The sequence below is a fragment of the Ruegeria sp. HKCCSP346 genome, from assembly GCF_017872595.1.
GTDB lineage: Bacteria > Pseudomonadota > Alphaproteobacteria > Rhodobacterales > Rhodobacteraceae > Ruegeria.
The window spans coordinates 74,603-100,085 of the sequence record NZ_JAEDOT010000007.1 but is presented as its reverse complement, the minus strand read 5'-3'; the positions used below and the strand labels follow the sequence as shown (position 1 = coordinate 100,085).

The window sequence follows — 25,483 nt, the reverse complement described above, 5'->3', positions numbered from 1 at the left end:
CTAAGGCACCAGAAGGAAAGCGGAAACCGCATAGGCAACGATCGCGGCATAGCCCAGTGGATAGATCCACTTGATCGCATAATTGTCCAGGGTGCGCGCCGCCCCCTCCTTGCCGGACACTTTCAATCGTCGCAGCGCGACGTTGAACACGATCAGCGCCCCGGTCACCAGGAACATGCACTGAAGGACAAAATCCAGAAAAGTCAGATAACCCAGCTTGGGCAGATCTGCGGATATTGCCCAGTTGAACGCGACAAAGACCAGCAAGTTGCCGCCCGCAATCTCGATCCTCCGGCGGTATTCATCCAGAAAAAACAGCGCCCAGCCGACCGAGATCAAGACAAGCATCGGCAGGAAAACCCGAATGACGTAATAGGTCAGATGTCGATTGCCCTCAAAAACAAGCGCGACCTGATCGCTTTCTTTCCCGGATAGACCCAAGACCCTGGATGTTTCCAACCGTGCATTGTTCAGAATCCATTCTTCTTCGCCCAGCTGATCTCCGAGGCCCGAGAATTCGTTCAACGGATGGTAAGTGACGTATTCAGAGGGAAAGACCGAAACCACCTCGAAATGAAACTCCTGCGTGTCGAACGGGTATTTTCGGAAATCGAAATGAGGCGCCTGGAGTGTAAGAGACGATTTTTCGACATACAGCACTCGACCGTCGTAACGCAGGGATGCGGCGGATTCGTGGATCCACTTGTTGGACTGCTGATTGTGAATGACAAAAGCCGGCAGAACGGACCCGATACTTGCCGCATGATTGGCAAGGTCGGGTGGGTTGAAGACCCTGATATCCCTCCCCAGTTCCTCGGGATCAAATGCCAGCGCGGGATCGGTCCATTCCACCCGCAAGACCACAACCGCGCCATAGTTTTCGGCCTTTTGATCAACACCGGTGATCTGGTCGATGCGAATTCCGATCCCAACATTCAACGGATTCTCGGGCGTTCCGGGCAGGGCATCCATCCGACCCCCCAACACATTCTGCGCCGTGGCCGCGACAGAGGAACCGAGCACCAGAAAAAAACTTAAAACCAAGACGGGAATGGCACGGAGCAAGAACATACGTGAGAACACCCTGACACAATGGAAGGCCCGGGCCGCCCGGCGCGGCCCGGGCTGTAACATCACTCGGACCAGCTGATCTGAGTCAGATCGATTGCGGCGGTGGGCGCGTTCTCCCAAAGGCCCTGAACGCCGACTTTCGCAACGCCCAGTTTGGCCAACTGGAACAGGTAGCCATTGACATAGTCGCTTGCGATCAGGCGCTGCGCCTCACCCAGCAAACGGGTGCGTTCTTCGGGGTCGGTGGTGGTGTTCAGAGTGTCCATCAGCGCCTGAAAATCCGTGCTGTCATACTGAAAGTAATAATCAGGCCGCGCATAAATGCCGATATCCATAGGCTCGGTATGGCTGACGATGGTCAGACCGAATTCCTTGCCCTTGAACACGGATTCCAGCCATTGGGCCCATTCCACATTGATGATCTCGGCGGTGATGCCGACCTCGGCCAGCTGCGCCGCTATGATTTCGCCCCCACGACGGGCATAAGACGGCGGCGGCAAATGCAATGTGGTCTCAAACCCATTTTCGAATCCGGCCTCTGCCAGCAACTCTCTGGCTTTTTCGGGGTCGTAAGCGGATTGCGCGGTCAGATCGACGTAGGCCGGATTGTGCGGCGCAAAGTGGGTTCCGATCGGCGTGCCATAGCCAAACATTGCGCCGTCGATGATCGCCTGCCGGTCAATCGCATGGGCCAATGCCTGACGAACAAGGATATCATCAAACGGAGGCTGCTTGTTGTTGGTGGACAGGATCGTCTCACCTTCGGTCGACCCCACCAGGACCTGAAAGCGCGGATCGGCCTCGAACTGGGGCAGGTTTTCCGGCGCCGGGAAGTTGTCAAACACGTCGACATCCTCGGCCATCATGGCGGCAAAAGCGGCGGTCGGGTCCGAGATGAACTTGAACGTCGCAGTCTCTAATGTGGGCTGTTCGCCCCAGTAATCGGGGTTTCGGTTCAGCGTGATACTGTCGCCCTGCACCCAGTTTCCAAAGGTATAGGCACCGGTACCAACCGGGTTGGTCTTGATGTTGCCTATGCTTTCCGGCGCGACGATGACCGCATCCCCCCAGGCCAGGTTGAACAGGAAATTTCCGTTCGGTTCTGACAGGGTGACTTTCACCGTCAGCGGGTCGACGACCTCGACGGTTTCGATACCGGCAAACAGGGCCTTCTGCGCGTTGGCGCTGTCTTCCGCGGTTGCGCGGTCAAGGCTGAATTTGACATCCTCGGCGTCCATGGTGGTGCCATCATGGAAGGTCACCCCGTCATGCAGGTTAAAGGTATAGACCGTCCCGTCTTCGGAAATCTCCCAGCTTTCCGCCAATCCGGGCACGACCGAGCCGTCGCCCATGAAACGTGTCAGGCCTTCGAAGATATTGGTGTAAACCACCGAGTCGATGGCTTGCGCCGCGGCGCTTGTCGGGTCCAGATGCGGAGGCTCAAGCTGCATCGCAATGGTGATGTCCGACTTGGCCAAAGCCTGCGTGGCAAGCAGGCTGGCCCCCACGGCCAGGGTCGAAGCAAAGGTCCGGAACAGGAATTTTGTCATGTGAACTCTCCCTACTGAAACGGGTTGTGCCCTTGTTTTCAGGGCCATTTTACTGACAGTCTTCCTGTAAACCTCAGGTCAATCAAGGGAATGTTCGCGCAACCGGGGTTTCTTCGGCCCCTCCCGATCTGCTATGCCGCACTGCAACATAATACTGCAGGAGCGATCCATGAGCGCCACCGCCCGCAAGAAAGCCCCGAACGCCGAGGACATTCGCGCCCGAAAAGGCGGCGAACCTCTGGTCTCTTTGACTGCCTATACCACGCCAATGGCGCGCCTGATGGACGCCCATTGCGATTTCGTGCTGGTCGGTGACAGCGTCGGCATGGTGCTGCACGGGCTGGAATCCACGCTGGGGGTCACGATGGAGATGATGATCCTGCATGGTCAGGCCGTATCACGCGGCCTAAAAAGTGCGATGATGGTCATCGACATGCCTTTCGGAAGCTATGAGGAAGGCCCGGCACAAGCCTTTCGTAACGCCGCACGCCTGATGGCGCACACAAATGCAGGCGCGGTCAAACTGGAAGGCGGGGTGGAAATGGCTGAAACCATCCGCTTTCTGGTGAAACGAGGCATCCCGGTGATGGCTCATATCGGACTGACGCCGCAGTCGATCAACACGCTGGGCGGCTACAAGGTGCAGGGCCGTGACGATCAGGCTGAAGCCGTCATGGCAGACGCCCGCGCCGTAAACGAGGCTGGTGCGTTCTCGGTCGTTCTGGAGAAAGTGCCCCAAGGTCTGGCGAACCAGATCACCGAAGAGATTGCGATCCCGACCATCGGCATCGGTGCATCTGCGGGGTGTGACGGGCAGATTCTGGTCGTGGACGACATGGTTGGCTTTTTCACCGCCTTCAAACCCAAATTCGTCAAACGCTATGCCGAGCTGGGCCCGTTGGCGGAAGCAGCCATCGCAGAATACGCCGCCGAAGTGCGCGCGCGGACCTTCCCGGCGGACGAACATGTCTTTGCCGATCAGGCTCCGGCCAAAGGACAAAAGACATGACCGCACCGATTTTGCGCTCTCTGGCCGAGCTGCGTGCCAACACCACCACATGGCGCCGAAACGGTGAGGGGATCGGCGTGGTTCCGACCATGGGTGCGCTGCACGAGGGGCATTTGTCACTGGCGCAGGCTGCGAAACAGGGCTGCGACCGGGTGATCGTGACGATTTTTGTGAATCCCAAGCAGTTCAACAATCCCGAAGACTTGGCAAATTACCCCCGCACCGAACATGAAGACGCCCAAAAGCTGGCCCCGTATGGTGTGGATGCGATCTATGTACCGGACCCGCAGGAAATCTATCCGGAAGGTTTTTCGACGACGGTATCGGTTGCCGGTCTGACCGACGTGATGGAAGGCCCCTTCCGCCCCGGACATTTCGAAGGCGTGGCCACGGTGGTCGCCAAGCTGTTCCTGCAAACACAGGCGGATCGAGCCTATTTCGGGGAAAAAGACTATCAACAGCTGCTGGTTGTCCGCCGGATGGCGCGCGATCTGAACATCGCGATCGAGGTGATCGGCTGCCCGACTGTCCGAGAACCTTCGGGCCTGGCGATGTCGTCGCGCAACCTTCTTCTTTCCCCCCAAGGGTTGAAGATCGCAGAGCAAATGAACGGCGTCATGCGTCAGGTGGCGGACGATCTGGCCAAGGGAGCAGACTTTGCCATGCTGGCGCAGGAGGCCAAGGAAACCCTGCTGAAGGTCGGGTTCACCGAAGTCGAGTATATCGACCTGCGCTGTGCCGAGACGCTGGAAAGCCTGTCCAGCGCAAGTCAACCCGCCCGCCTGTTCGTCACGGCCTGGGCCGACGGCGTCCGCCTGATCGACAATATTCCTGTCAATCCGGCCTGATTTCTGCACTGGCCCCTTCGCCATTGTTTGCGCTAAAGTCCGGCAAAACGATACCGGGGGAGAGCGGAAATGACCCATATTCTGGCAATCGATCAAGGCACCACATCCTCGCGCGCCATTCTGTTTGACGCGCAGATGCGGCCTGTTGGCACCGCCCAGCAGGAGTTTCCTCAGCACTTTCCGCAGGAAGGCTGGGTTGAACACGACCCCGAGGATATCTGGTCAAGCGTTCTGCACGTGTGCCGCGAGGTGATGGAGACCACCGGTGTTTCAGCGGATCAGATTGCCGGTATCGGCATCACCAACCAGCGCGAAACGACGGTTGTCTGGGACAAACAGACCGGCAAGGCCATCCACAATGCCATCGTCTGGCAGGACCGACGCACTGCCGATATCTGCGCGCGCTACAAACAGGCCGGGTGCGAGGATGACGTCACAGCTCAGACCGGTCTGTTGCTGGATCCTTATTTCTCGGGCACCAAGGTCAAATGGCTGCTGGATACCGTTTCGGGCGCCCGCGAGCGCGCAGAAGCCGGAGACCTGCTGTTCGGCACGATCGACAGCTTCCTGATCTGGCGGCTGACCGAAGGCCGTGTTCATGCAACCGATGCCACCAACGCCGCCCGTACCCTTTTGTTTGACATCCACAAAGGCACATGGAGCGCCGAGATTTGCGACCTGCTGGATGTGCCCCTGAACCTTTTGCCCGAAGTGAAGGATTGCGCCGCGGATTTCGGAACCACCACTTTGTTCGGCGGCGGCATTCCCATTCTGGGCGTTGCAGGCGACCAGCAAGCCGCCACCATCGGGCAGGCCTGTTTCCAGCCCGGTATGATGAAATCAACCTATGGCACGGGTTGCTTTGCGCTGCTGAACACCGGCGCGCAGCCGGTTCAGTCGAATAACCGCCTGCTGACGACGATCGCGTATCAACTGGACGGCCGGCGAACTTATGCGCTGGAGGGTTCGATCTTTATCGCGGGGGCCGCAGTGCAATGGCTGCGCGACGCGTTGCAGATCATCGACGCGGCGCCACAAAGCGGCGAACTGGCGGCTCAGGCCGATCCGAACCAGCATGTGGTGCTTGTGCCCGCCTTCACCGGCCTCGGCGCGCCTTATTGGAAACCAGACTGTCGCGGGGCGCTGTTTGGGCTGACGCGCAATTCCGGACGGGCCGAGATCGCCCGCGCCACGCTGGAAAGCATCGCCTTCCAGACCCGCGACCTGTGGCATGCCATGCAAGGCGACTGGGGCGCCGATGCCGATGTCATCCTGCGCGTCGATGGCGGGATGGCCGCGTCCGACTGGACCATGCAAGGCCTGTCGAACTGTCTCGGCGCACCTGTGGACCGCCCCGTCATGCAAGAGACGACCGCCCTTGGCGCCGCATGGCTGGCAGGCATGAAAGCCGGAATTTATCCCGATCAGGCCGGGTTTGCGGAAACATGGGCGCTGGATCGCCGGTTCGAGCCAACGCAGGAACAATCCGAACGCGATGCGGCCTATGACCGTTGGCAACTTGCGGTACAGGCTGCGATGGCGTTCTAGCTGTGGTCTTTCAACAAACGCTGTTTCTGCCGTGACCAATCGCGTTTGGCTTGGGTTTCGCGCTTGTCATGGGTTTTCTTACCCTTGGCGATGCCGATCTTGATCTTGGCCAACCCCTTGTGGTTGAAATACAAAACCAACGGCACCAGCGTCATGCCCTTGCGCTGGGTTGCATTCCACAAATCGGACATCTGTTTGCGGGACACCAGCAGCTTGCGACGGCGGCGTTCTTCGTGCTTGAACACCTTGGCCTGCTCGTATGGCGCGATATAGCTGTTGACCAGCCACAGCTCGCCGTCATCGACGGCGGCATAGCTTTCTGCGATGTTGGAGCCACCCGCGCGCAGGGATTTGACCTCGGATCCTTGCAGAACGATACCGCATTCGATGTCGTCCTCGATCGCATAATCGAAGCGGGCGCGCCGGTTTTCGGCGATCACTTTGTAATTCGGGTCTGTCTTCTGCTTGGCCATGACGGGTTGATTTAGGCGGCTTGCGCCGCCCTTGCAAGGCACGGATTTCCAGCCGGGGTCATGATTTGGCAGAAATGATCAGATCCGGGCCAAAAATCGTGTCCGCGTGGCTGTGGAGATATATCTTCAACCAGGGTGTAAACCGGTCCGGGTGGCGTTTCACTTCGGCCAACAGATCATGATAGTCGATCCAACGGATATCCATGACTTCATCCGGGTTGGGCGCGATTTTCAGCGGGCCGCGGACATGGGCCAGAAAGACGTCGACAACCTCGTTTTCCACCATGCTGTTGCCCACATCGGCGTGATATTCCAGCCGGTGTCGGTATTCGGGATACAGGCCTGTGATCCCAAGCTCCTCATGCAGGCGGCGCACGGCACAGGTGGACGAGCTTTCGTCCCAATCGGGATGCGTACAGCAGGTGTTCGCCCAAAGGCCGGGCGTGTGGTACTTGCCCAAAGCGCGACGCTGCAACAGGATCTCGGTCCCCCGTACGACAAAAACCGACACAGCCTTGTGCTTGAGCCCCTTTTCGTGAACTTCAAGCTTGTCTACAGGGGTCAACTCACCATCGACCCAAGCTGGGATCATGATACCCATCTGTCCTCTCCTGCTGCCAATCCGCCTGACGAGCCCTGATGTTGATTATAGCTGTTGCCGGACCGGCTTGGCTTTGCGGCGTTGCTTGGCAAACCGCCGTCTGACTTCAAAGTGCGGCTGTTCCACATTGTTATCAATCGCACCAAAGGCCGCAGGGGCTGCGGCCTTTGGTCCTTGTGCAGTGGTGCACAGTATCAGGTGTTATTCACCCGACACGCTTGCGATATAGGCATAGACGTCTTCACCGCCCTTTTTCAGCTTGAAGGTCATTTTCGATTTGGCGGATGTGTCATCCAGATAGGTTTTCAAAAATGCCTTGGGGTCCTGAGCATACTCGACAAAAGTAGTTTCGTCCCAGACCAGACCCTTCTCACCGGCGGCAACGATGCTGTCTCCGTATTTGAAACCCTCAACGGTACCGGCGGTGCGGCCCGCGATTCCATAGAGGTTGGGACCGGTCTTGCCACCTTTGACGATCACTTCGCCTGCCGGGTCGGCGATCATGTGGCAGGACTTGCATTTGTTGAAGGTTTTCTTGCCCGCCTCAGCGTCGCCTTCAGCATAAGCAGGAAGGGCCAGAAGGCCCACGATTGCGGTAGCGAGGATACGATTCATAGCTTTTGCTCCGATAGAAATTGGCTGCGCCGAATGGACCGTCGGCGCAAAAAAGAGTCAACGCGCAGATTGCCGCGCGCGCTTACTGTGCCACTGCGACAAATAGGATGTCCTTAACTTTTGTCATGTACATCGGACCAGCAAGGCAACAGATCGCCCACGGACGGAGTCGCCAGATACACGGCGCGCGCAATAGCTCGCGCGAGGCACAGCGAGGCCGCATGCCCGATGACACCTGGTTCGGTGTCGGTGGCGACACCCCGCGCGCCCGTGCTGACCCCGAATACCAGATCACCATCCCCCGGCGTGTGGGCGGGTACAATAGCACGGGCAATACCGTCATGGGCGGCAACGGCCAGTCTCTGACACTGCGGTTTGGTCAGGTCCGCATCTGTCGCAACGATGGCAATCGTGGTATTGGCCTTGTCCGGCCTCGCGGACTGCATCACCTGCGCTTTGCGACTGACCGTTGGTTGGCCCAGTCCGGCATTGGAATCAGGCCCTAATCCACCGAATTCGCCGTCCATTTCAAATGGGGCGGCCCAGAAATGCCTGTCACCCGGCGTGGTGACACTGCCCAGCGGATTGACTGCAACCAATGCGCCAACGGTAACACCGCTGTCCAGAACAACCGAGGCCGAACCCAACCCGCCTTTGTGCATCGCGGTCAAAGCCCCGGTTCCTGCACCTGCTGTTCCGAGTTCGAACCGGTCCGACGCGGACTCGAACGCCGCACGGCCCAATGCGCGATAGGGATTCTCGTGCCACGCCTTGTCGCCGCCATTCAGCAGATCGAACAGGATCGCCCCGGGCACGATCGGAACCACGGCGGAACCCACCTTAAACCCGCGGCCCAGGGCATGCAGCGCGTCCATGACGCCCGAACAGGCATCCAGCCCGAAGGCCGACCCGCCCGAAAGCACGATCGCATCCACCTGTTCAACGGTCTTGTCGGCGGCCAGCAAATCTGTCTCGCGCGTGCCGGGTGCGCCACCCATCACGTGCACCGAGGCTCGGAGTGGTTGCGCGCCGGTCAGGACGGTGACGCCTGATTTCAAAGGTGCGTTCTGTGCGTTGCCGACCTTCAGGCCGGGGACATCCGTGATCAGGTTTCTGGGTCCGGGGATCATGCAAACCTCGGTGGTCGAGCTGGAAAGCGCGCTGGCGCGCGCTGCCTCCGGCGGGGATATTTTTGGCCAGATGAAGAGCGGATCAGATGCATCGGCCTCCGTCCACCTCGAGCGCGGCGCCGGTGATCATGCTGGCCTCGTCCGAACACAGGAAACAGGCGGCATTGGCCATATCTTCGGGGGTTGAAAAGCGGCCCAACGGGATGGTCGACAGGAATTTGGCACGGATTTCGGGCGTATCCTCGCCCATGAAGGATTTCAATAGCGGCGTTTCCCCGGCAACCGGGCAGATCGCATTCACCCGCACGCCGGACGGGGCGAGCTCGACCGCCATCGTTTTAGTTGCGGTGATCATCCAGCCCTTGGAGGCGTTGTACCAGTTCAGGTTTGGGCGCGGCGACAGGCCTGCGGTTGAAGCAACGTTCAGTACTGAACCCGCCCCGCGCGCCTTCATAGGTGGAACCAATGCACGCGCGGTCAGATAGACGGATTTCATGTTCACGTTGAAAACACGGTCGAAATCCGCTTCGCTGACCTCCTCCAGCGGCGTCGGCAGGTGGGTCACACCGGCATTGTTCACAAGGATGTCCAGATGGCCGAAGGTTGAGAAAGCCGCATCCGCCATCTTTTGAACCGAGGCGCCCTTGCCTACATCGACCTGCTGAGCAATCGCCTCGGACCCAAGCTGGGTTGCGAATTCATGCGCGGCATCGCCATTGATGTCAGCGATCATAACACGCGCACCTTCGGCGAGGAACTTCCTTACGATCCCCGCACCAAACCCGGATGCACCGCCAGTGACGATTGCGGTTTTCCCCTCCAGCCTCATGGCGTTACTCTCCTGCACCTTTTGCAGGCCAGACTATCAATGCCCGGACGAGATGCCAGATCAATCTTCGGACACCTTGCCGCGCAGCGCCTTGACGTCGCCCCGCGCCTTTTTCGCCGCAAGCCTGCGTTTGACCGAACCATAGGTGGGTTTCGTCGCGATGCGCCGCTTAGGTTTGACCAGCGCCTTGCCGATCAGCTCGGCCAGCCTTGTTCGCGCAATTTCCCTGTTGCGGGCTTGGGAACGTGTTTCTTCGCATTGAATGATGATCGCACCATCCTTGGTCCAGCGGCGCCCGGCCAGTCGTTTCAGCCGCGCCTTGACCGGATCGGGCAGCGAGGGTGAGCGCGCGGCTTCGAAGCGCAGTTCAACGGCGGTCGAGACCTTGTTCACGTTCTGCCCGCCAGGCCCGGAGGAACGCATGAAGCTCTCGGTCATTTCCCAGTCTTGCAGTGTGATATCGTCAGAGATGCGCAACATGGGCAAGACCATAGCTGGAGCGGGTAAAAACAGAAAGGGCCGCCCCGATGGGACGGCCCTTCGAAAGTTCAGGAGGTCGGGTCGGTTAGATCAATCGACCAGCCGGAGCGTACGCTCGGCCAAGGGCTGCCCTAGCAGGCGGTCCTCCCGGTTGTTCCGACACCTCTCTCCAATCTCTTTCTCGACACTGGATCACCTCCTTTTCTATCTGTTGCGTTTGAAAAGAAGCGTGACACAAGATGCGCCATTCTCAAAGCACTTTTTTACGCAGGCCGTGCAGCGGTCAGTCGCGCAACGATCACCTTGAACGGAATCAGCGCGATCAGAGCCAGCGACAGTTTCACCAACCAGTCGGCAAAGGCCAGCGTCACCCACAGCGGCGCCTCGGGGCCTGACAGCATGAAGGGCACGGGCTCCCACGCCCAATTGATGGCCGCATCTGCATCGGCACCAAAGAAGGTGACCGAGGCCGAGAAGGCGATAGTAAAGAAGATCGCGGTATCCAGCGCTGAACCTACCAGGGTCGAGACCAGCGGCGCACGCCACCATTGACCGCCGCGCATGGCGTTGAACACTGTGACGTCGGTCAGTTGCGCGATCAGGAACGCGGTGCCCGAAGCGACGGCGATGCGCAGCGGCACGGCGGCATAGATAAACCCGTCGCCCTGAAGCATGATCTGGCTGCCGATCAGCGAGCAGATCACCCCGGTGACGAAGCCCGCGAAAACAACCTTGCGGGCCGGGCCCACACCGTAGACGCGGTTCATAATATCAGTGACCAGAAAGGCCAGCGGATAGGTGAAGGCACCCCAGGTCAACAGGCCGTCAAAGATCAGGAACTGGACCAGGATGTTCGAGGCCACGACGATGGCGGCCATGGCAAGAATGCCGGGAATATAGTTGCGTTGCATTTTGTGATGCCCGTTTTGACAAGGTAGCGGCGACTTGGCCAAGGGACCGTCCCAAGGCAGGCTGTGCGTTTAGACCTTCATCTGCCGTGTGTCAATCGGGCAGCAGATACTCGACCAACTCGGTCCGTTGCAGTGCCAGAAAGTTGTCATCCGAGATCATCGTGGCCCGCAAACGTCCCTGATCATCCCGCCAGATCGACAAGCCTTCGAGGTTGTCATGCGCGCCGGTTCCGGTTTCGAACAGGGTTTCCTCGGCGTTTGGCACGTCGCCTGTCAGATCCCATCGCCGCAGGCGCGAGCGAAATCCGATTGCCGTGAGGTTTCGCTCCAACACGTAGAACCGCCCATCAGGACCGAAATCAGCGGCAACCGGTTTGAACCAACCACGCTGGGGCAGAACAAATGGGGTCGACCAGGTTTGGCCATTCCAGCGATAGACGGGAATATCTCCGTCCGGGGTGCGGTTCGTTTCCGGCAGCGTATACAGCCGTCCGCGCCTGTCGATGGCCAGACCTTCAAAGGACCCGTTGTCGGCGAGATGCTGAAATACCTGCGGGCGTGGCAATACACGCGCCTTCGTGCCCGCTGCGGGGTAATGGGCGACGCGGTGCACCCCTTCGAATGAGATATAGAACCCACCGTCAGGAGCCGCCGCAATCCCTTCGGAATCGCCAACGCCGCCGGACATGAGATGCCCATTGCTGGACAGAACCGGCCATTGCCCCAGAATGCGAATGCCGGTGATCTCGCCATCAAGACGTTCAATGCGCGCAATCACCAACCGTGCCCGGTCGCTCAGCGCCATCATTTGCTGCCCATTGTCCGAAATGTGCAGCGCCGAGAATCCACCGAACCAATCCGCCTTGTCACGCCATGCAAAACTGCTTTGATGTGTGGCGGTTTTTACATCCACTCCAGGGGCCGCCGTGGCCAGAAACAGTGCCGCACCTACTTGGATTGCAAGACTGAGGCGCATTGCTTCGGCAAATCGGCCAGCACATATTCCCGGCGTTTCTTGGGCGGCGGCGCGTTTGGATCGGGCGGCGGCGGGTTCAGAATGTTACGCACCCATTGTTGCGCCTCGGCACAGCCATCGCCCTTGGGTGGTGCATCCTGGTTGACGCATCCCTTTGATCCTCTTGGGCATTTCAGGCGCACATGGAAGTGGTAGTGATGCCCCCACCAGGGCCTGATCTTGCGCAGGTAGGCCCGGTTGCCTTTTTCATCGTTGCACATCTGAACCTTAGCCCCGGGGAACACGAAGATACGTGCCACGCGCTTGTCCTTGGCGGCTTCGCGCAGCACCGCGTGGTGCTGTTTGGTCCAGTTGCTGTTGACATAGGCACCGTTCGAGCGGCGCAGCGATATGGACGAAATATTCTCGCGCGCCTTGCGCGACAGGCGCATGTTGTCACCCGGAAGCATCCAGATATCGATATCCAGCCCCAGCTGGTGCGAGCGGTGGCCCGAAGTCATTGGCCCACCCCGCGGCTGGCTGATATCCCCAATATAGAGACCGTTCCAACCCGGCTGTTTCGCCGCAAACCGGCTGAGGTCCTGCACGTAATCGATCGCTTCGGGATGCCCCCAGTTGCGATTGCGCGACAGTCGCATGGCCTGCCACGTGGGCCCGGTCTCGGGCAATTGAACCGATCCGGCCGCACATCCGCGCGAATAACTGCCGAAAGCAGCCGATTTTTGTTGCGAGCTTACCTTCTGTGCCCCGAACAACTGCTTTGCCAAGGGCTGCGCCGATGCCGTATTCGCCAGCGCGGTTATTACCAGTAGTGCCAAAAAACGTAGTAAAATCATCTGCTCTGATCCCCTTCAGGTCTGACCCAGCGCATCAGGAATAGACCCAGAATAAACAACAGAATGATTGGTGACACCCCCAGACGCGCACTGCCGGTTGCGGTTGTTGCAATCCCGATCAACAACGGGGCCGCAAAAGCGGTCGCGCGCCCCGACAGACCATAAAGACCAAAGCTTTCGACCGGGGTTTCGGGGTCGGTGTGGCGCACCATCATCGAACGGCTGGCCGATTGCAGAATGCCTCCCATGCCACCGATCAGCACACCACAGCCAAAGAAGACCATGTCTGGCAGGTTGGATCCGTCAGGCAGGCCGATGCCGTAGATCTGCGTCCGGTCCATCGACACCACTGTGACGCAGACAAAAATCAATACCCAGATCGCCACCAATATCACTGGTTTCGGGCCGTATTTCTTGTCTGCCTTCCCCCCGATCCACGCAAAAACGGCCGAAGCGAGAACGCTGACGATCCCGAATACTCCGATCTTGATCAGATCCCATTCCAACACCAGCCGCGCGTAGACACCACCAAAACTGTACAGCCCGTTCAGTGCGTCGCGATAGAACATGGACGAACCGAGATAACTGGCCAGACTGGCGCGATAGCGCAAGTTAGACACTGATTTCGACAACAGGCGCAGCGCCTCACCCACGCTTCCCTTCCTGTCCGTCGCCGCATCGTCGCGGACCCACAGGAAGTATGGCACCATGAACAGAATGAACCAGATTGCCGTAAATGGGCCGACAAAACGCGTGCCTTCCCGGGTGGCGGCATCCAGACCAAAGGCGGGCGTCATCCCGATCAGGGTTTTGCCGTTTGGCTGTTCCACAAACAGCGCCAGCATGATCGCCAGCGAAATCAGCCCTCCAAAATAGCCAAAGGCAAAGCCCGAGCCCGAGATCTCGCCCACTTCGCTGTCATCGCCCAGATCGGGTAGCTGCGAGTTGATGAAGATCAGCGCATATTCCGCACCTACGAAGCCGAAACCAAAAGCCGACAGCATCAGCCACATGTTCGAGCCATCGGGCATCGTATACCAAAGCGCCGCGGACCCGACCGCATACATGACCGAAAAGGCAAATATCCACGGGATGCGCCGCCCCGAGACATCCGCCATCGCCCCCAGAAGCGGCGCACCAAAAGCGATGATCAGCCCGGTGATCGTCAGACAGTTCGCCCAAACAGTCTGCGCGCGCGCCGCAGCCGCCTGCGCACCCAGCCCTTCAGTGGTGAAATACCCGGCGGCGACGCCCGCGAAGTAAGGGCCAAAGACAAAGGTGACCAGAAGGGTGTGAAAGGGCTGGCTGGCCCAGTCAAAGAACCACCAGCCCCAAATGCGCCTGCGCTTGGAAATCTCTGCCATCTCTGCCCCTGTTTATCGTTGCGATTATATGACTGGGCTTTCATTCAAATCGCAAGCGTTGAGTGCCAGACACTTGCTCTTTGTCGCCATGGTGCTTAGGTCTCGGCCAACAAGAATACGGAGAACCCATGCTGTCGCTGATCCAAATCCTGCTGCTGATCCTGGACATTGTCTGGTTCATCATCCTGGCCCATGTGATCATGAGCTGGCTGATCAACTTTCAGGTGCTGAACTTGCACCAACAGCTGGTCGCGCAAATCTGGTACGGGCTGAACCGCCTGTTAGAGCCTATTTATGGCCCGATCCGGCGCATCCTGCCCAATATGGGCGGTCTGGACCTGACGCCGCTGGTGGTGCTGATCGGGGTCTATGCGCTGCGGATCATCCTGATCAACAACGCGGTCTATTTCTACTGACCTCTTGTTCCCCGATTCCGACTGTGTGATTGTCCTTTCAAGAGCAGTCAAATCTTGAAACAGGGCACCCCCGCACATGTTCGACGCCGCGCCTCTGCTGCGAGATGTCTTTGGATTCGATGAATTCCGCCCTGGGCAGGAAGAGATCGTCGATGCCGTAACCGCCGGCCAGAACGTGCTGGCGATCATGCCCACGGGCGGCGGCAAATCCCTGTGTTATCAACTGCCTGCCCTGCTGCGCGACGGGGTCACGGTGGTGATCTCGCCGCTGATCGCCCTGATGCGCGATCAGGTGCGGGGGCTGCAAGAAGCCGGGGTCGAGGCCGGCGCGCTGACCTCGGGCAACACGCCCGAGGAAACCGATGCCGTGTGGGAAGCGCTTGAGGCCGGGCGGCTGAAACTGCTTTACATGGCGCCCGAACGGCTGGCGGCAGGCTCGGCACTGGGCATGTTGCGGCGGATCAATGTCAGCCTGATCGCGGTGGACGAGGCCCATTGCGTCAGCCAGTGGGGCCATGATTTCCGGCCTGATTATTTACGGATCGGAGAGTTGCGGCACGCCCTGAACGTGCCTCTGGCCGCCTTCACCGCGACCGCCGACGCCGAAACACAGGACGAGATCGTCGAGAAACTGTTCGACGGCACGCCTCCGCGCAAGTTCCTGCGCGGCTTCGACCGCCCGAACATCCACTTGGCCTTTGCCGCCAAGGACAGCCCGCGCAAGCAGATCCTGGATTTCGCCGATGCGCGCCGGGGCCAGTCGGGCATCGTCTATTGCGGCACCCGCAACAAGACCGAAGTGCTGGCGCAGGCGCTGCGCGAACAGGGCCACAGCGCCTGCCACTATCACGGCGGGATGGAGGCCGAGGACCGCCGCATCGTCGAAACCCGCTTCGCGCGCGAGGACGGGCTGATCGTGGTGGCCACCGTGGCTTTTGGCATGGGCATCGACAAGCCCGACATTCGTTGGGTCGCCCATGCGGACCTGCCGAAATCCATCGAGGCCTATTACCAGGAGATCGGCCGCGCCGGGCGCGACGGCGGGCCGGCCGAGACCCTGACTCTGTTCGGCCCCGACGATATACGTTTGCGGCGGTCCCAGATTGACGAGGGGCTGGCGCCACCCGAACGCCGCATGGCGGATCATGCGCGGTTGAACGCGCTGCTGGGGTTGGCCGAGGCACTGGAATGCCGCCGCCAGACCCTGCTGGGCTATTTCGGGGAACAGGCCGCACCCTGTGGCAAATGCGACCTGTGCGATACACCGCCCGAAGTATTTGATGGAACAACACCCGTCCGAATGGCCTTGTCCGCGATTCTTCGCACCGAGGAATGGTTTGGCAGCGGTCATCTGATCGACATCCTTCTGGGAAACGAGACCGACAAGATCCGCGCCCGTCGTCATGATGGTCTGTCCACCTGGGGCATCGGCAAGGACTGGTCGCGCGCGCAATGGCAGGCAATATTCCGCCAGATGATGGGGCACGATCTGGTGCGCCCCGACCCCGAACGCCACGGGGCCTTGCGGATGACCGAGGCCGCCAAACCTATTCTCAAGGGCGAGGCAAAGATCAACCTGCGCAAGGACGCCCTACGCAAGGCAACCCGTCGCCCCGCCGTGAAAGCCATGGTGTCCGATGAAGATGCGCCCTTGCTGTCGGCTCTCAAGGCCAAGAGACGCGCATTGGCAGAATCCGCCCGGGTCCCGGCCTATGTTATTTTTCCGGATCGCACCCTGATCGAAATGGCGGAAAAGCGCCCCATGACGCTGGACGAGATGGCCCGGATCGGCGGCGTCGGCGCCAAGAAGCTGGAACGGTATGGCGACACCTTCCTTGAAGTGATAGCGGGCGAGGCCCAGGCGTTGCACCCGGCGCGGCGCAAGCTGGCCGGTCGCGATCAGGGCGACATCTATGACCGTTTGCTGGAAGTACAGTCCCAATTGTCCCGCGGTCCCGAGGGGATAGACAAGCCTCTGACCTGCTCGGCCTCGCAACTGGCAAAGGTGGCACAGATGCGCCCGGATGACCTGCGCGGGCTTGAACAGGTGCTGGGCGACCGGCGTCACGAAAGGTTCGGCACCGCCTTTCTGGACGTGCTGCGTGAGGCGGGCTAGATACGCCGGGACAGGTAAGGAAAGAGGGCAGGTATGCTGGTAGTGATTTCCCCGGCCAAGCGGCTGGACTGGACAGAGCGGGATGTTGAAGTCACACAGCCCGATTTTCAGGATGATGCGATCAGACTGTCCAAAACCGCGCGCAATCTGACCCTTGGCGATCTGAAAAAGCTTATGGGTCTGAGCGATGATCTGGCGCGCCTGAACCGCGATCGCTATCGTGCTTTTTCCGAAATGCCAGACGCCGATGCAACGCGCCCGGCCGCGCTGGCCTTTGCTGGGGACACCTATCAGGGTCTGGAAGCAGCTTCGCTCGATCCTGATGAACTGGCATGGGCACAGGATCATCTGCGCATCCTCTCAGGTCTCTATGGTGTCTTGCGGCCACTGGATGCGATACAGCCCTACAGGCTGGAGATGGGCAGCAAGCTGAAAACACGGCGCGGCAAGACCCTGTATGAGTATTGGCGCGACCAGCTGAGCAAAGCTCTGAACACACAAGGCAACATGATCGGCAGCGACGTTCTGATCAACTGCGCCAGTCAGGAGTATTTCGGCGCCGTGGACCCGAACGCTCTGAAATTGCGCGTCATCTCGCCGGTGTTCATGGAAGACAAGAACGGCACTCCGAAGATCGTGAGTTTCTTTGCCAAAAAGGCGCGTGGTGCAATGGCGCGATATGTCATTCAGCACCGCCTGACCGACCCCGATGCCCTGCTGGATTTCGATGCGGGCGGTTACGCGTATCGTGCTGACCTATCGGAAAAGGATAAACCTGTCTTTGTTCGACCTTATTCGTCCTGAGACCCTGACAACCTGATCGATATTTCCTTCCACGGTTCTGGGCCGTGGATCCGAGCGAGGGGCCAGCCCCTCGCGCTCCCCGGGATATTTTCAGCCAGATGAAGTGGGATCCTGTTCGCGGTCACACATGGGTGCATGTTTCTGGGCGAGGTGATTGTCCATGACTTCGCTTACGCCATCCGGTTGGTGTTGCAGGATCATTTGATGAATATGATTTTTGCGCAGCGGTTTCGTCATGTAGTGATCCAACCCTGCGGACAGGATGCCCTGATCGTCACCGGCCATTGCATGAGCAGTTAAGGCGACAATCGGGACATGACGCCCTGTTTCGACCTCGAGCCTGCGGATTTCAGCAGTGGCCTGTTTGCCGTCCATTTTTGGCATCGATATGTCCATGAAGATCAAGTCCGGGTCAAATTCCTGAAACATCTCGACGGCTTCTATTCCATTGGACGCAAATCGCAGATCTATATGCAGGTCTTTGACCATCTTTTTCAGGATCAGCTGGTTGGTAAGATTGTCCTCGGCCGCAAGTACCTTCATGCGCCTTGCTTCCAAGGCCTTGGTTTCTTGGCGGACAGAGACGGGTTTTCGCTGCGTCGAACGACGTTCTGGCGGCGGGGTGTCCTTGAGAGCCACGAGCCTGGAATACAACTCGGCCCTGGGGATCGGCCTCTGCAACACACCGTCGATCAGTTCGCGGGCTGGGTGCGTGTGGATCAGAGATGGATTTGCAGACATCACGATGACCGAGGCGTCGCCCCACCCACGGTCTTTGAGGGTGACGGCAAGATCCAAGCCATCCATATCCGGCAGATCATGATCGCACAGGACAAGTTCAATCGCGTCATGCATTTCTGCCAGCGCCTCGGCCCCTGATGCGCAAATCGTCACTTCGGCCCCCAAACGGCCAAGTTGTTTCGCCAAAATAGCTCGGTTTACGGCCAGATCCTCGACCACCATGACGTGATTCACACAATCCGCCAGTTTCGGAGGTTCGGGCTGCGGGCCTTCTGCCGTGGGCAGCGACACCCTGAACCCGAAACAGGATCCCCGACCCGGTTCGCTTTCGACCCAGACTGAACCGCCCATCATGGTGATCAGGCGCCTGGTGATCGCAAGACCCAACCCGGTACCCTCAAATTGACGATTGCGTTCATCTTCGACCTGATTGAACTCACCAAAAATGTGGTTGATCTTTTCTGCATCGATACCGATGCCGGTATCTTCGATGGCAACATGGATGTCGCATGTCTGAGCCTGGGCATGCGGAACGCCTGTCACACGGACCAGGACATGACCTTCCGTGGTGAATTTGACTGCGTTGCCGACCAGATTGGTCAGAACCTGCCGTATTCGGCCCGGATCGCCCACGAAAAGGGTGGGCAGGAACAGGTCGTAATCCACGAGCAACGTGAGCCCCTTGTCGCGCACGCTTGGCTGCAACAGCATTGCGACTTCAAGAATGCAGCGCTCCAGATCGAAGGGTTCAGGGTGCAGAACCAGCTTGTCCGCCTCGATCTTGGAGTAATCAAGCACGTCGTTGATGATAACCAACAATGCCTCACCCGAATTGCGGATCGTGTTGACATAGAGCCGCTGTTCTTCGTCCAGCGGAGATTCATCAAGCAGTTCGGCCATACCCACGATACCATTCATCGGCGTGCGGATTTCGTGGCTCATATTGGCGAGAAAGGCTGATTTGGCCCTGTTGGCCGCTTCCGCCCGTTCGCGGGCAACCTTCAGTTCTGTTTCGTGCCGGACCGACGCGGTGATGTTGAGCGCCAGGCTGACCACGTCACCACCGCTGCCACGCTGATCAATCAGGCGAATGTAGTGACCGTTCCACAGCTGCATGACGATCGGAGTTGGATTGGCCCGATTCCAGCGTGCCTGCATTCTGGCCTGCCATTCCTCGGCAGTTTCGTCACCGGTATCGACAATTCCTTCGGTGGTCAGCAATTGCAGAATGCGCTGGTAGGAAATCCCTGGCGCCACCTCATCCAGCCCTTCAAACACGCTGAGATATGCAGCGTTTGCGCTGATGAGCCTGCTGTCGCCGTCAAAGAATGCAAACCCGTCCTGAATGGTCTGGATCGAATGCCAAAGGCGGCGTTCGGCAATCTCGATCTTGGCATGAGCGACAGAGAGATCGGATTTGACCTTTTCGTTTTCCCCACGAACAGTTTCGACTTCGGCCTGAGTTTCACCAATGCGCCTGGTCAGCGCCATGGCGTGTTGGCCCAGTTTGCGATTGGCGGCCGAAAGCTCGGCCTGTTTCAAGGCAAGCATTCGTTCGGCTGCCAGACGCGCACGCCGTTCCTGTGCCAGTTTGTTTGCAAGACTCATTTTGATCGGTTCCAGGACGTTCGGATTTCAGCATCGCGACAGAGAATGAAAAACTGTTTAAGCCGTTGCGCTACAGGCGCGCGCCATGCAAGGTTGAGCCCAAAGAGGAGAGCACGATGCACCGCTTTGTTTTTATTTCAATAACTTACATAATTGGCCTTCTGATCCTTCCCGCCGCCGTTCTGGCGCAGAGTGCGGTGCCTGAGTTCCGCTATGTCACCTCTCGGGACACGGATTTTTACGGGTCGGATCTGGATCCGTTGTTCGACACCGATCTGAAGTCCTGTGTTCAGGCCTGCTCGGCCAACGCGCAATGTACGGCGTTCACCTATAACACCCGTTCCGATGCCTGCTTTCCCAAAAGTGGCGTGAACAGACAAGAGGCGTATCAAGGCGCATTGTCCGCGCAAAAGGTGCCAAGCAGCGAACAGACTCTAATCTTGGGAAAAACGCGCGCGCAAGCACTGAGCGTCCTGAGTTCTGACGATCTGGATCACGCAAGAAAACAAGCCCGCGATCTGGGATTCCTGCACTCGGCAGGGGGGTATGATCTGCGGGCCGTTCTGGATGCGGCGCGCGACGCAGGCAGTGTCGCACAAACGATGCAGTGGACCGGTGTCGCCGTATCGCTCAGCGACCGCGCGGATCTTTGGGTGGAATATGCGCACCTGCTGCTGGCCATGAACCCTTCGGGTTGGACCGAGCGGCGCGACCTGCGCAACCGCGCGCTGAATGCGGCGATCAATGGCTATCTGCGCGCCGAAACCCCCGGCACCCAGATCGCTGCTCTGATGACCCTTGCGGAAGCCCTGGAAGAGGTTGAGCGCGGGCGCGACATGATTCCCGTTCTTCGGTTGGCCGAGCAGGTGCAGCCGCGCGAAGACGTGCTGACCGCATTGGACAAAGCCATCAGCAAATACGGTTTCCGCGTGGTCGACAGCTCGGTCGAAAGCGATGCGGCAGCCCCCAGGATCTGTATCGAATTCTCGGAATCACTGGTCAAGGCCGGGGTCGACTATGATCCCTTCGTTCAACGTGACGCCGATGGGCTGGTCGTGCAGGCCGAGGACAGCCAGCTTTGCATCGATGGGGTCGCGCATGGCCAGCGTTATCGCCTGACATTGCGCGAAGGCTTGCCTGCCGCCTCGGGCGAAGCACTGAATCGCAGCATCGAACTGACCCATTATGTACGCGACCGGACGCCTTCGGTTCGGTTTCCCGGACGCAGCTATGTCCTTCCGAAATCTGCCAACGCGGCCTTGCCCGTCGAAACGGTCAATGTCACCGAACTGGACCTGACCCTGCGGCGGGTCAGTGACCGGAACCTGTTGCGGGCCGTGCAACAGGACTTTTTCGGCCGCCCGCTCAGCGAATGGCAGGAGGAAGAATTCTCGGACCAGATTGCCCAGGACATCTGGACGGGTACTGCCGAGGTTTCAAACCAGTTGAACCAGACCATGACGGCACGTCTTCCCATGGCCGAAGCGATCTCGGATCAACCTGCCGGTATCTATGCATTGACCGCCCGCGTTCCGGGGACCGATCCCTATGACGATCCCGGCGCAACGCAATGGTTTGTGCTTTCTGATCTGGGGATCAGCACCGCTCTGGGCACTGACGGGCTGCACGTGACCGTGCGCGGGCTAAGCGACGCGGCACCGCGCGAAGGTGTCGAAGTTTCGCTGATCTCAGGGGCGAACGCCGTCATCTCATCGGCACAGACCGATGAAACCGGCTATGCAAGGTTCGATCCGGGCCTGACACGCGGCACAGGGGCCAGTGCGCCTGCTCTGGTGACGGCGGCAATCGATGAGAGGGATTTCAGCTTTCTCTCGCTGACCGATCCTGCCTTTGACCTGTCGGATCGCGGCGTTGAAGGGCGCGCACCGGCGGGGCCGGTCGATGTCTTTCTGACCACCGACCGAGGTGCCTATAGGGCCGGCGAAGTAATCCATGTCACCGCCCTGTCCCGCGATGGCAAAGCGCAGGCCATCGAGGGCCTGCCTCTGACGGCGATCCTGTATCGCCCGGACGGGGTGGAATACCGCCGGTCTGTCTCGGATGGCGGTGTTGCCGGGGGCCATGTCTTTGCCCTGCCCGTGGCCGCAGACGTACCGCGCGGCGCATGGAAGATTGAAATCAAATCCGATCCAAAAGGCGATGCGCTGGCGCGTCAGACCGTTCTTGTCGAGGATTTCCTTCCCGAACGGATCGATTTCGAACTGACCCTGTCCGACGCACCCCTGCGCCCCGGCGACAGTCCACCGCTCGCGATCGACGCGCGCTATCTGTTTGGAGCGCCGGGGTCGGACCTGAGCATTGACGGGCAGGTCATCGCCCGCCCGGCGAACACGGTCCCGGGCTACGACGGATATCGCTTTGGCCGCTATGATGCAGAAACCTCGATCAAGAGCACATATTTCGGAGACACGCGCACAGACGCAACCGGGCACGCGACCGTGGCGGTCAAAGTCCCCGTGTTAGAAACTGAAGGAAAGCCAATCGAAGCTGAAATCATCGCCCGGCTGGCCGATGGCTCTGGCCGCCCGGTCGAGCGTCGCCTGACCGCGCCCGTCCTGCCGCCGCACCCTGTTATTGGTGTCAAACCTCTGTTCGACGAAGTCATCCCGGAAGGCACCGAGGCAGCGTTCGAGATCGTTGGCCTGTCTCCTGAGTTGACGCCCGTTCCGATGCGTCTCCGCTGGACGCTGAACAAGATAGAAACGCGCTATCAATGGTACCAGCTTCACGGCGACTGGAACTGGGAACCGACAACGCGCCGCAGCCGTGTCGCCACCGGCGAGGTGGACGTCCTCTCTGACCCTCTGACGCTGACGCAACCGGTGGAATGGGGGCGCTATGAACTGGTGGTGCAGCGAGTTGACGGAACATATTCCGAAACCGCCGTCGATTTCTATGCGGGCTGGTATCAGGCCGCCGATGCATCGACCACGCCGGACCGGCTTGAAATGTCGTTGGATCGCGACAGCTATCGCATCGGGGATACGGCGCAGTTGCGGATCGTGCCCCGCATGGCCGGTGTCGCTCAGATCGAAGTCCTTTCGAACCGTCTGATCCACCGCCAGATCGTGGAGGTGCCCGAAGGGGAAACTCTGATCCCGATTGAAGTGACCCAGGATTGGGGCGCCGGGGCTTATGTCACCGCAACCGTGATCCGCCCAATGGATGTTGCAGCCGGTCAGAACCCGGCGCGGGCGATGGGCGTTGCCCATGCCAGCATCGATCCAGTGGACCGCAGACTTTCCGTAACTGTCGACGTGCCCGAGGTCACCGCACCGCGTCAGACGCAAAAAGCCCGTATCAGGGTCGAAAATACCGTGGACGATGAGCCGGTCTGGCTGACGCTGGCCGCCGTCGACGTGGGCATTCTGAACCTCACCGGGTTCAAAAGCCCGGACCCGCAAGGATACTATTTCGGGCAGCGCCGTCTGGGTGTTGATCTGCGGGATGTCTACGGGCGACTGATCGACGGCATGAACGGAGCCATGGGCACAGTGCGCTCGGGCGGCGACAATGACAGCGGGATGCGTCGCCAGTCTCCGCCACCGACACAAGACCTGATGGCCGTGTTCAGTGGCCCGGTCGAGATCGGCGCGGATGGAGAGGTTGAGATCGACATTCCCCTTCCCGCCTTCAACGGAACCGTCCGGCTGATGGCCGTCGCGTGGTCGCGCAAAGCCGTCGGTCAGGCCGAAGCTGAAATGATCGTCCGCGACCCGGTGGTCGCTACCGCCAGCCTTCCGCGCTTCCTTGCCCCGGGCGATCAAAGCCGGATGCGTCTTGAGATCGTCCATGCGGATGGCACACCCGGAGAAATGGCACTTGGCCTGACCGCCTCCAAGGGTTTGGAACTGGGCGCGGCACCGGCCAGCTTTTTGCTGGAGGACGGTGGCAAGGCGGTTTTCGAGATCCCGATCACGGCCAGCGCCATCGGCGATCCTGAAATCAGCGTATCGATCACCACACCTGATGGGCGCGACCTGTCGCAAACCCTGCGCATGCCGGTGCGGGCCAATGACCCGGTGATTGCACAGACGCGGCGTTTTGCCTTGGGCGCAGGCGATAGCTTCCTGTTTTCGCAGGATGTGTTTGACGGGTTCCAGCCGGGTTCGGCCAAGGCCATCCTGTCCGCCGGAGCATTGGCCAAATTCGACACGCCCGGTCTGCTGGATCAGCTGCACCATTACCCCTATGGCTGCACCGAACAGATCACCAGCAAAGCGCTGCCGTTGCTGTATCTGTCATCCGTTGCGCAAGCCACGGGGCTGGGGGATGGCCCGGTTGTGGATCAACGCATCGCCGATTCGATCCGCAGCATCCTGACCCGTCAGGCCGCAAACGGCGCCTTTGGCCTGTGGCGCGCAGACAGCGGGGAATTCTGGCTGGACGCCTATGTGACCGACTTCCTGTCCCGTGCCCGCATTCAGGGGCATCTCGTGCCGGACCGGGCGTTCGCTCAGGCGATGGACAATCTTCGGAACAGGGTCAATTACGCGCCTGATTTCGACGAAGGCGGTCAGGACATCGCCTATGCCCTGATGGTTCTTGCGCGGGAAGGCGCGGCCTCGATGGGCGATCTGCGTTACTACGCGGATGTCAAAGGGGATGCCTTCGACACCCCTCTGGCGGCGGCGCAACTGGGCGCAGCTCTGGCCTCTTACGGCGACCAGACCCGAGCGGATGCGATGTTCAACCGTGCCGCGCGGATGCTGGATCGGCAACAGAACCACCAACTGAACGTCTGGCGCGCTGACTACGGCACCCACCTTCGAGATGCAGCGGGCTTGTTAAGCCTTGCCGTGGACGCGGGCAGCGAGGCGATTGACCGCGATGCTTTGATCCAACGGGTGAGCACCGGCCGCGCGCCGCTGTCCACTCAGGAGGCCACGTGGTCATTGCTGGCGGCGCACGCGCTTGTGTCTGACCCAACGGGATCGGGCTTGATGGTCAACGGGGCGCCGGTTTCCGGTCCGTTTGTGAAAGTTCTGCAATCCGGACAGGCGGATGAGATCCACGTCACGGCCGCCGACGGTCAGGCGACGGATATCACTTTGACGGTCACAGGCATCCCGGAGGTTCCGCCCGAGGCAGGCGGCACCGGCTATGCAATCGAACGGCGGTATTATTCGATGGATGGCGATCTGATCGATTCAGACAGCTTTGCCGTGGGTGATCGGTTCGTCACTGTGCTGCAAGTTACACCGTTCGAAAACGGCGGTGCGCGGCTGATGGTGAACGATCCACTGGCCGCCGGGATCGAGATTGACAACCCAAGCCTGCTGCGCTCGGGCGATGTCCGATCGCTGGACTGGCTGGATCTGTCCGACGCCACCCATACCGAGTTCCGCTCGGACCGGTTCCTGGCCGCCGTTGATTTGTCCGGTCGTGAAACCGTGACGCTGGCCTACGTGGCGCGCGCCGTGACACCTGGCGTGTTCCATCATCCGGCGGCCTCGGTCGAAGACATGTACCGCCCGCAGAACCGGGCGCGGACATCTACCGGACGGGTCGCGATCCAGTGACCGGACTTGCGCCA

At 59.7% G+C, this 25,483-nt stretch carries 20 protein-coding genes; 7 read left to right on the top strand and 13 right to left on the bottom strand.

The genetic code is table 11. The features are described from left to right. Positions 1 to 972: a hypothetical protein gene (locus I9185_RS16890; protein ID WP_245223616.1), complete on the bottom strand. Its 972-nt coding sequence runs from the start codon at positions 970 to 972 to the stop codon at positions 1 to 3. A 161-nt stretch (positions 973 to 1,133) separates the two neighbouring features. Continuing rightward, positions 1,134 to 2,621, bottom strand: coding sequence for an ABC transporter substrate-binding protein (locus tag I9185_RS16885; protein ID WP_210093642.1), 1,488 nt, complete (start codon positions 2,619 to 2,621; stop codon positions 1,134 to 1,136). Between the two features lie 169 nt (positions 2,622 to 2,790). Between I9185_RS16885 and panB the strand changes: the two genes are divergently transcribed. The 3 genes from panB to glpK all read left to right on the top strand — a co-directional run bounded on the left by panB (position 2,791) and on the right by glpK (position 6,026). Beyond that, positions 2,791 to 3,630, top strand: a complete 840-nt coding sequence (panB, locus tag I9185_RS16880; RefSeq protein WP_171637391.1) for a 3-methyl-2-oxobutanoate hydroxymethyltransferase — start codon at positions 2,791 to 2,793, stop codon at positions 3,628 to 3,630. Beyond that, positions 3,627 to 4,478 (top strand): pantoate--beta-alanine ligase, encoded by an 852-nt coding sequence (gene panC / locus I9185_RS16875; RefSeq protein ID WP_210093641.1) that lies wholly within the window; start codon positions 3,627 to 3,629, stop codon positions 4,476 to 4,478. The genes panB and panC overlap by 4 nt, the downstream gene beginning before the upstream one ends. 69 nt (positions 4,479 to 4,547) lie before the next feature. Continuing rightward, positions 4,548 to 6,026, top strand: a complete 1,479-nt coding sequence (gene glpK, locus I9185_RS16870) for a glycerol kinase GlpK (RefSeq protein ID WP_171637396.1) — start codon at positions 4,548 to 4,550, stop codon at positions 6,024 to 6,026. Here the strand turns inward: glpK and smpB are convergent. From smpB to I9185_RS16820, 10 genes are all read right to left on the bottom strand, one after another. Beyond that, positions 6,023 to 6,499, bottom strand: a complete 477-nt coding sequence (gene smpB / locus I9185_RS16865; protein ID WP_171637398.1) for an SsrA-binding protein SmpB — start codon at positions 6,497 to 6,499, stop codon at positions 6,023 to 6,025. The two genes, glpK and smpB, sit on opposite strands and share 4 nt — an antisense overlap. A gap of 58 nt (positions 6,500 to 6,557) precedes the next feature. Further along, positions 6,558 to 7,100, bottom strand: a complete 543-nt coding sequence (idi, locus tag I9185_RS16860) for an isopentenyl-diphosphate Delta-isomerase (protein ID WP_171724719.1) — start codon at positions 7,098 to 7,100, stop codon at positions 6,558 to 6,560. A 201-nt stretch (positions 7,101 to 7,301) separates the two neighbouring features. Beyond that, complete coding sequence (locus I9185_RS16855) at positions 7,302 to 7,715, bottom strand: cytochrome C (protein WP_171637401.1); 414 nt, start codon at positions 7,713 to 7,715, stop codon at positions 7,302 to 7,304. A gap of 113 nt (positions 7,716 to 7,828) precedes the next feature. Further along, positions 7,829 to 8,845, bottom strand: coding sequence for a P1 family peptidase (locus I9185_RS16850; protein ID WP_171724720.1), 1,017 nt, complete (start codon positions 8,843 to 8,845; stop codon positions 7,829 to 7,831). Positions 8,846 to 8,927: 82 nt separating this feature from the next. Then, on the bottom strand, positions 8,928 to 9,674 hold the full coding sequence (locus I9185_RS16845) for an SDR family oxidoreductase (RefSeq protein ID WP_171637403.1): 747 nt from the start codon (positions 9,672 to 9,674) through the stop codon (positions 8,928 to 8,930). 60 nt (positions 9,675 to 9,734) lie between these two features. Then, entirely contained in the window at positions 9,735 to 10,154 is a 420-nt protein-coding gene (gene arfB / locus I9185_RS16840; RefSeq protein WP_171229972.1) for an alternative ribosome rescue aminoacyl-tRNA hydrolase ArfB, read from the bottom strand. Between the two features lie 263 nt (positions 10,155 to 10,417). After that, positions 10,418 to 11,065 carry a queuosine precursor transporter gene (locus I9185_RS16835; protein WP_210093640.1) on the bottom strand — a complete coding sequence of 216 codons (648 nt, stop codon included), beginning with the start codon at positions 11,063 to 11,065 and terminating at the stop codon, positions 10,418 to 10,420. 91 nt (positions 11,066 to 11,156) lie between these two features. After that, complete coding sequence (locus I9185_RS16830) at positions 11,157 to 11,978, bottom strand: esterase-like activity of phytase family protein (protein ID WP_348539749.1); 822 nt, start codon at positions 11,976 to 11,978, stop codon at positions 11,157 to 11,159. A 35-nt stretch (positions 11,979 to 12,013) separates the two neighbouring features. Beyond that, complete coding sequence (gene mepA, locus I9185_RS16825; RefSeq protein WP_171637407.1) at positions 12,014 to 12,877, bottom strand: penicillin-insensitive murein endopeptidase; 864 nt, start codon at positions 12,875 to 12,877, stop codon at positions 12,014 to 12,016. Beyond that, positions 12,874 to 14,241 carry an MFS transporter gene (locus tag I9185_RS16820; RefSeq protein ID WP_210093638.1) on the bottom strand — a complete coding sequence of 456 codons (1,368 nt, stop codon included), beginning with the start codon at positions 14,239 to 14,241 and terminating at the stop codon, positions 12,874 to 12,876. Before I9185_RS16820 ends, mepA begins: the two co-directional genes overlap by 4 nt. Positions 14,242 to 14,369: 128 nt before the next feature. On the opposite strand from I9185_RS16820, the gene I9185_RS16815 reads away from it, so the two are divergent. The 3 genes from I9185_RS16815 to yaaA all read left to right on the top strand — a co-directional run bounded on the left by I9185_RS16815 (position 14,370) and on the right by yaaA (position 17,577). After that, positions 14,370 to 14,657 carry a YggT family protein gene (locus I9185_RS16815; protein ID WP_005980077.1) on the top strand — a complete coding sequence of 96 codons (288 nt, stop codon included), beginning with the start codon at positions 14,370 to 14,372 and terminating at the stop codon, positions 14,655 to 14,657. Between the two features lie 76 nt (positions 14,658 to 14,733). After that, positions 14,734 to 16,773 (top strand): DNA helicase RecQ, encoded by a 2,040-nt coding sequence (gene recQ / locus I9185_RS16810; protein ID WP_210093637.1) that lies wholly within the window; start codon positions 14,734 to 14,736, stop codon positions 16,771 to 16,773. Positions 16,774 to 16,806: 33 nt separating this feature from the next. Beyond that, the gene (yaaA, locus tag I9185_RS16805) at positions 16,807 to 17,577 is read left to right on the top strand and encodes a peroxide stress protein YaaA (RefSeq protein WP_209835175.1); all 771 of its coding nucleotides are present in this window, start codon (positions 16,807 to 16,809) and stop codon (positions 17,575 to 17,577) included. Positions 17,578 to 17,667: 90 nt separating this feature from the next. Here the strand turns inward: yaaA and I9185_RS16800 are convergent, their stop codons facing one another. Further along, positions 17,668 to 19,926: a response regulator gene (locus I9185_RS16800; protein ID WP_210093636.1), complete on the bottom strand. Its 2,259-nt coding sequence runs from the start codon at positions 19,924 to 19,926 to the stop codon at positions 17,668 to 17,670. Between the two features lie 116 nt (positions 19,927 to 20,042). On the opposite strand from I9185_RS16800, the gene I9185_RS16795 reads away from it, so the two are divergent. Then, positions 20,043 to 25,469, top strand: a complete 5,427-nt coding sequence (locus I9185_RS16795) for an alpha-2-macroglobulin family protein (RefSeq protein WP_210093635.1) — start codon at positions 20,043 to 20,045, stop codon at positions 25,467 to 25,469. Positions 25,470 to 25,483 lie beyond the last annotated feature (14 nt).

Bases quoted from the DNA above. Each gene is read 5' to 3' on its own strand.
- smpB (WP_171637398.1), bottom strand. From the start codon at position 6,499: ATGGCCAAGCAGAAGACAGACCCGAATTACAAAGTGATCGCCGAAAAC.
- I9185_RS16845 (WP_171637403.1), bottom strand. From the start codon at position 9,674: ATGAGGCTGGAGGGGAAAACCGCAATCGTCACTGGCGGTGCATCCGGG.
- idi (WP_171724719.1), bottom strand. From the start codon at position 7,100: ATGGGTATCATGATCCCAGCTTGGGTCGATGGTGAGTTGACCCCTGTA.
- yaaA (WP_209835175.1), top strand. From the start codon at position 16,807: ATGCTGGTAGTGATTTCCCCGGCCAAGCGGCTGGACTGGACAGAGCGG.
- I9185_RS16795 (WP_210093635.1), top strand. From the start codon at position 20,043: ATGCACCGCTTTGTTTTTATTTCAATAACTTACATAATTGGCCTTCTG.
- I9185_RS16800 (WP_210093636.1), bottom strand. From the start codon at position 19,926: ATGAGTCTTGCAAACAAACTGGCACAGGAACGGCGTGCGCGTCTGGCA.
- recQ (WP_210093637.1), top strand. From the start codon at position 14,734: ATGTTCGACGCCGCGCCTCTGCTGCGAGATGTCTTTGGATTCGATGAA.
- I9185_RS16885 (WP_210093642.1), bottom strand. From the start codon at position 2,621: ATGACAAAATTCCTGTTCCGGACCTTTGCTTCGACCCTGGCCGTGGGG.
- panC (WP_210093641.1), top strand. From the start codon at position 3,627: ATGACCGCACCGATTTTGCGCTCTCTGGCCGAGCTGCGTGCCAACACC.
- I9185_RS16815 (WP_005980077.1), top strand. From the start codon at position 14,370: ATGCTGTCGCTGATCCAAATCCTGCTGCTGATCCTGGACATTGTCTGG.
- I9185_RS16890 (WP_245223616.1), bottom strand. From the start codon at position 972: ATGGATGCCCTGCCCGGAACGCCCGAGAATCCGTTGAATGTTGGGATC.
- panB (WP_171637391.1), top strand. From the start codon at position 2,791: ATGAGCGCCACCGCCCGCAAGAAAGCCCCGAACGCCGAGGACATTCGC.
- glpK (WP_171637396.1), top strand. From the start codon at position 4,548: ATGACCCATATTCTGGCAATCGATCAAGGCACCACATCCTCGCGCGCC.
- I9185_RS16820 (WP_210093638.1), bottom strand. From the start codon at position 14,241: ATGGCAGAGATTTCCAAGCGCAGGCGCATTTGGGGCTGGTGGTTCTTT.
- I9185_RS16855 (WP_171637401.1), bottom strand. From the start codon at position 7,715: ATGAATCGTATCCTCGCTACCGCAATCGTGGGCCTTCTGGCCCTTCCT.
- I9185_RS16850 (WP_171724720.1), bottom strand. From the start codon at position 8,845: ATGATCCCCGGACCCAGAAACCTGATCACGGATGTCCCCGGCCTGAAG.
- mepA (WP_171637407.1), bottom strand. From the start codon at position 12,877: ATGATTTTACTACGTTTTTTGGCACTACTGGTAATAACCGCGCTGGCG.
- arfB (WP_171229972.1), bottom strand. From the start codon at position 10,154: ATGTTGCGCATCTCTGACGATATCACACTGCAAGACTGGGAAATGACC.
- I9185_RS16835 (WP_210093640.1), bottom strand. From the start codon at position 11,065: ATGCAACGCAACTATATTCCCGGCATTCTTGCCATGGCCGCCATCGTC.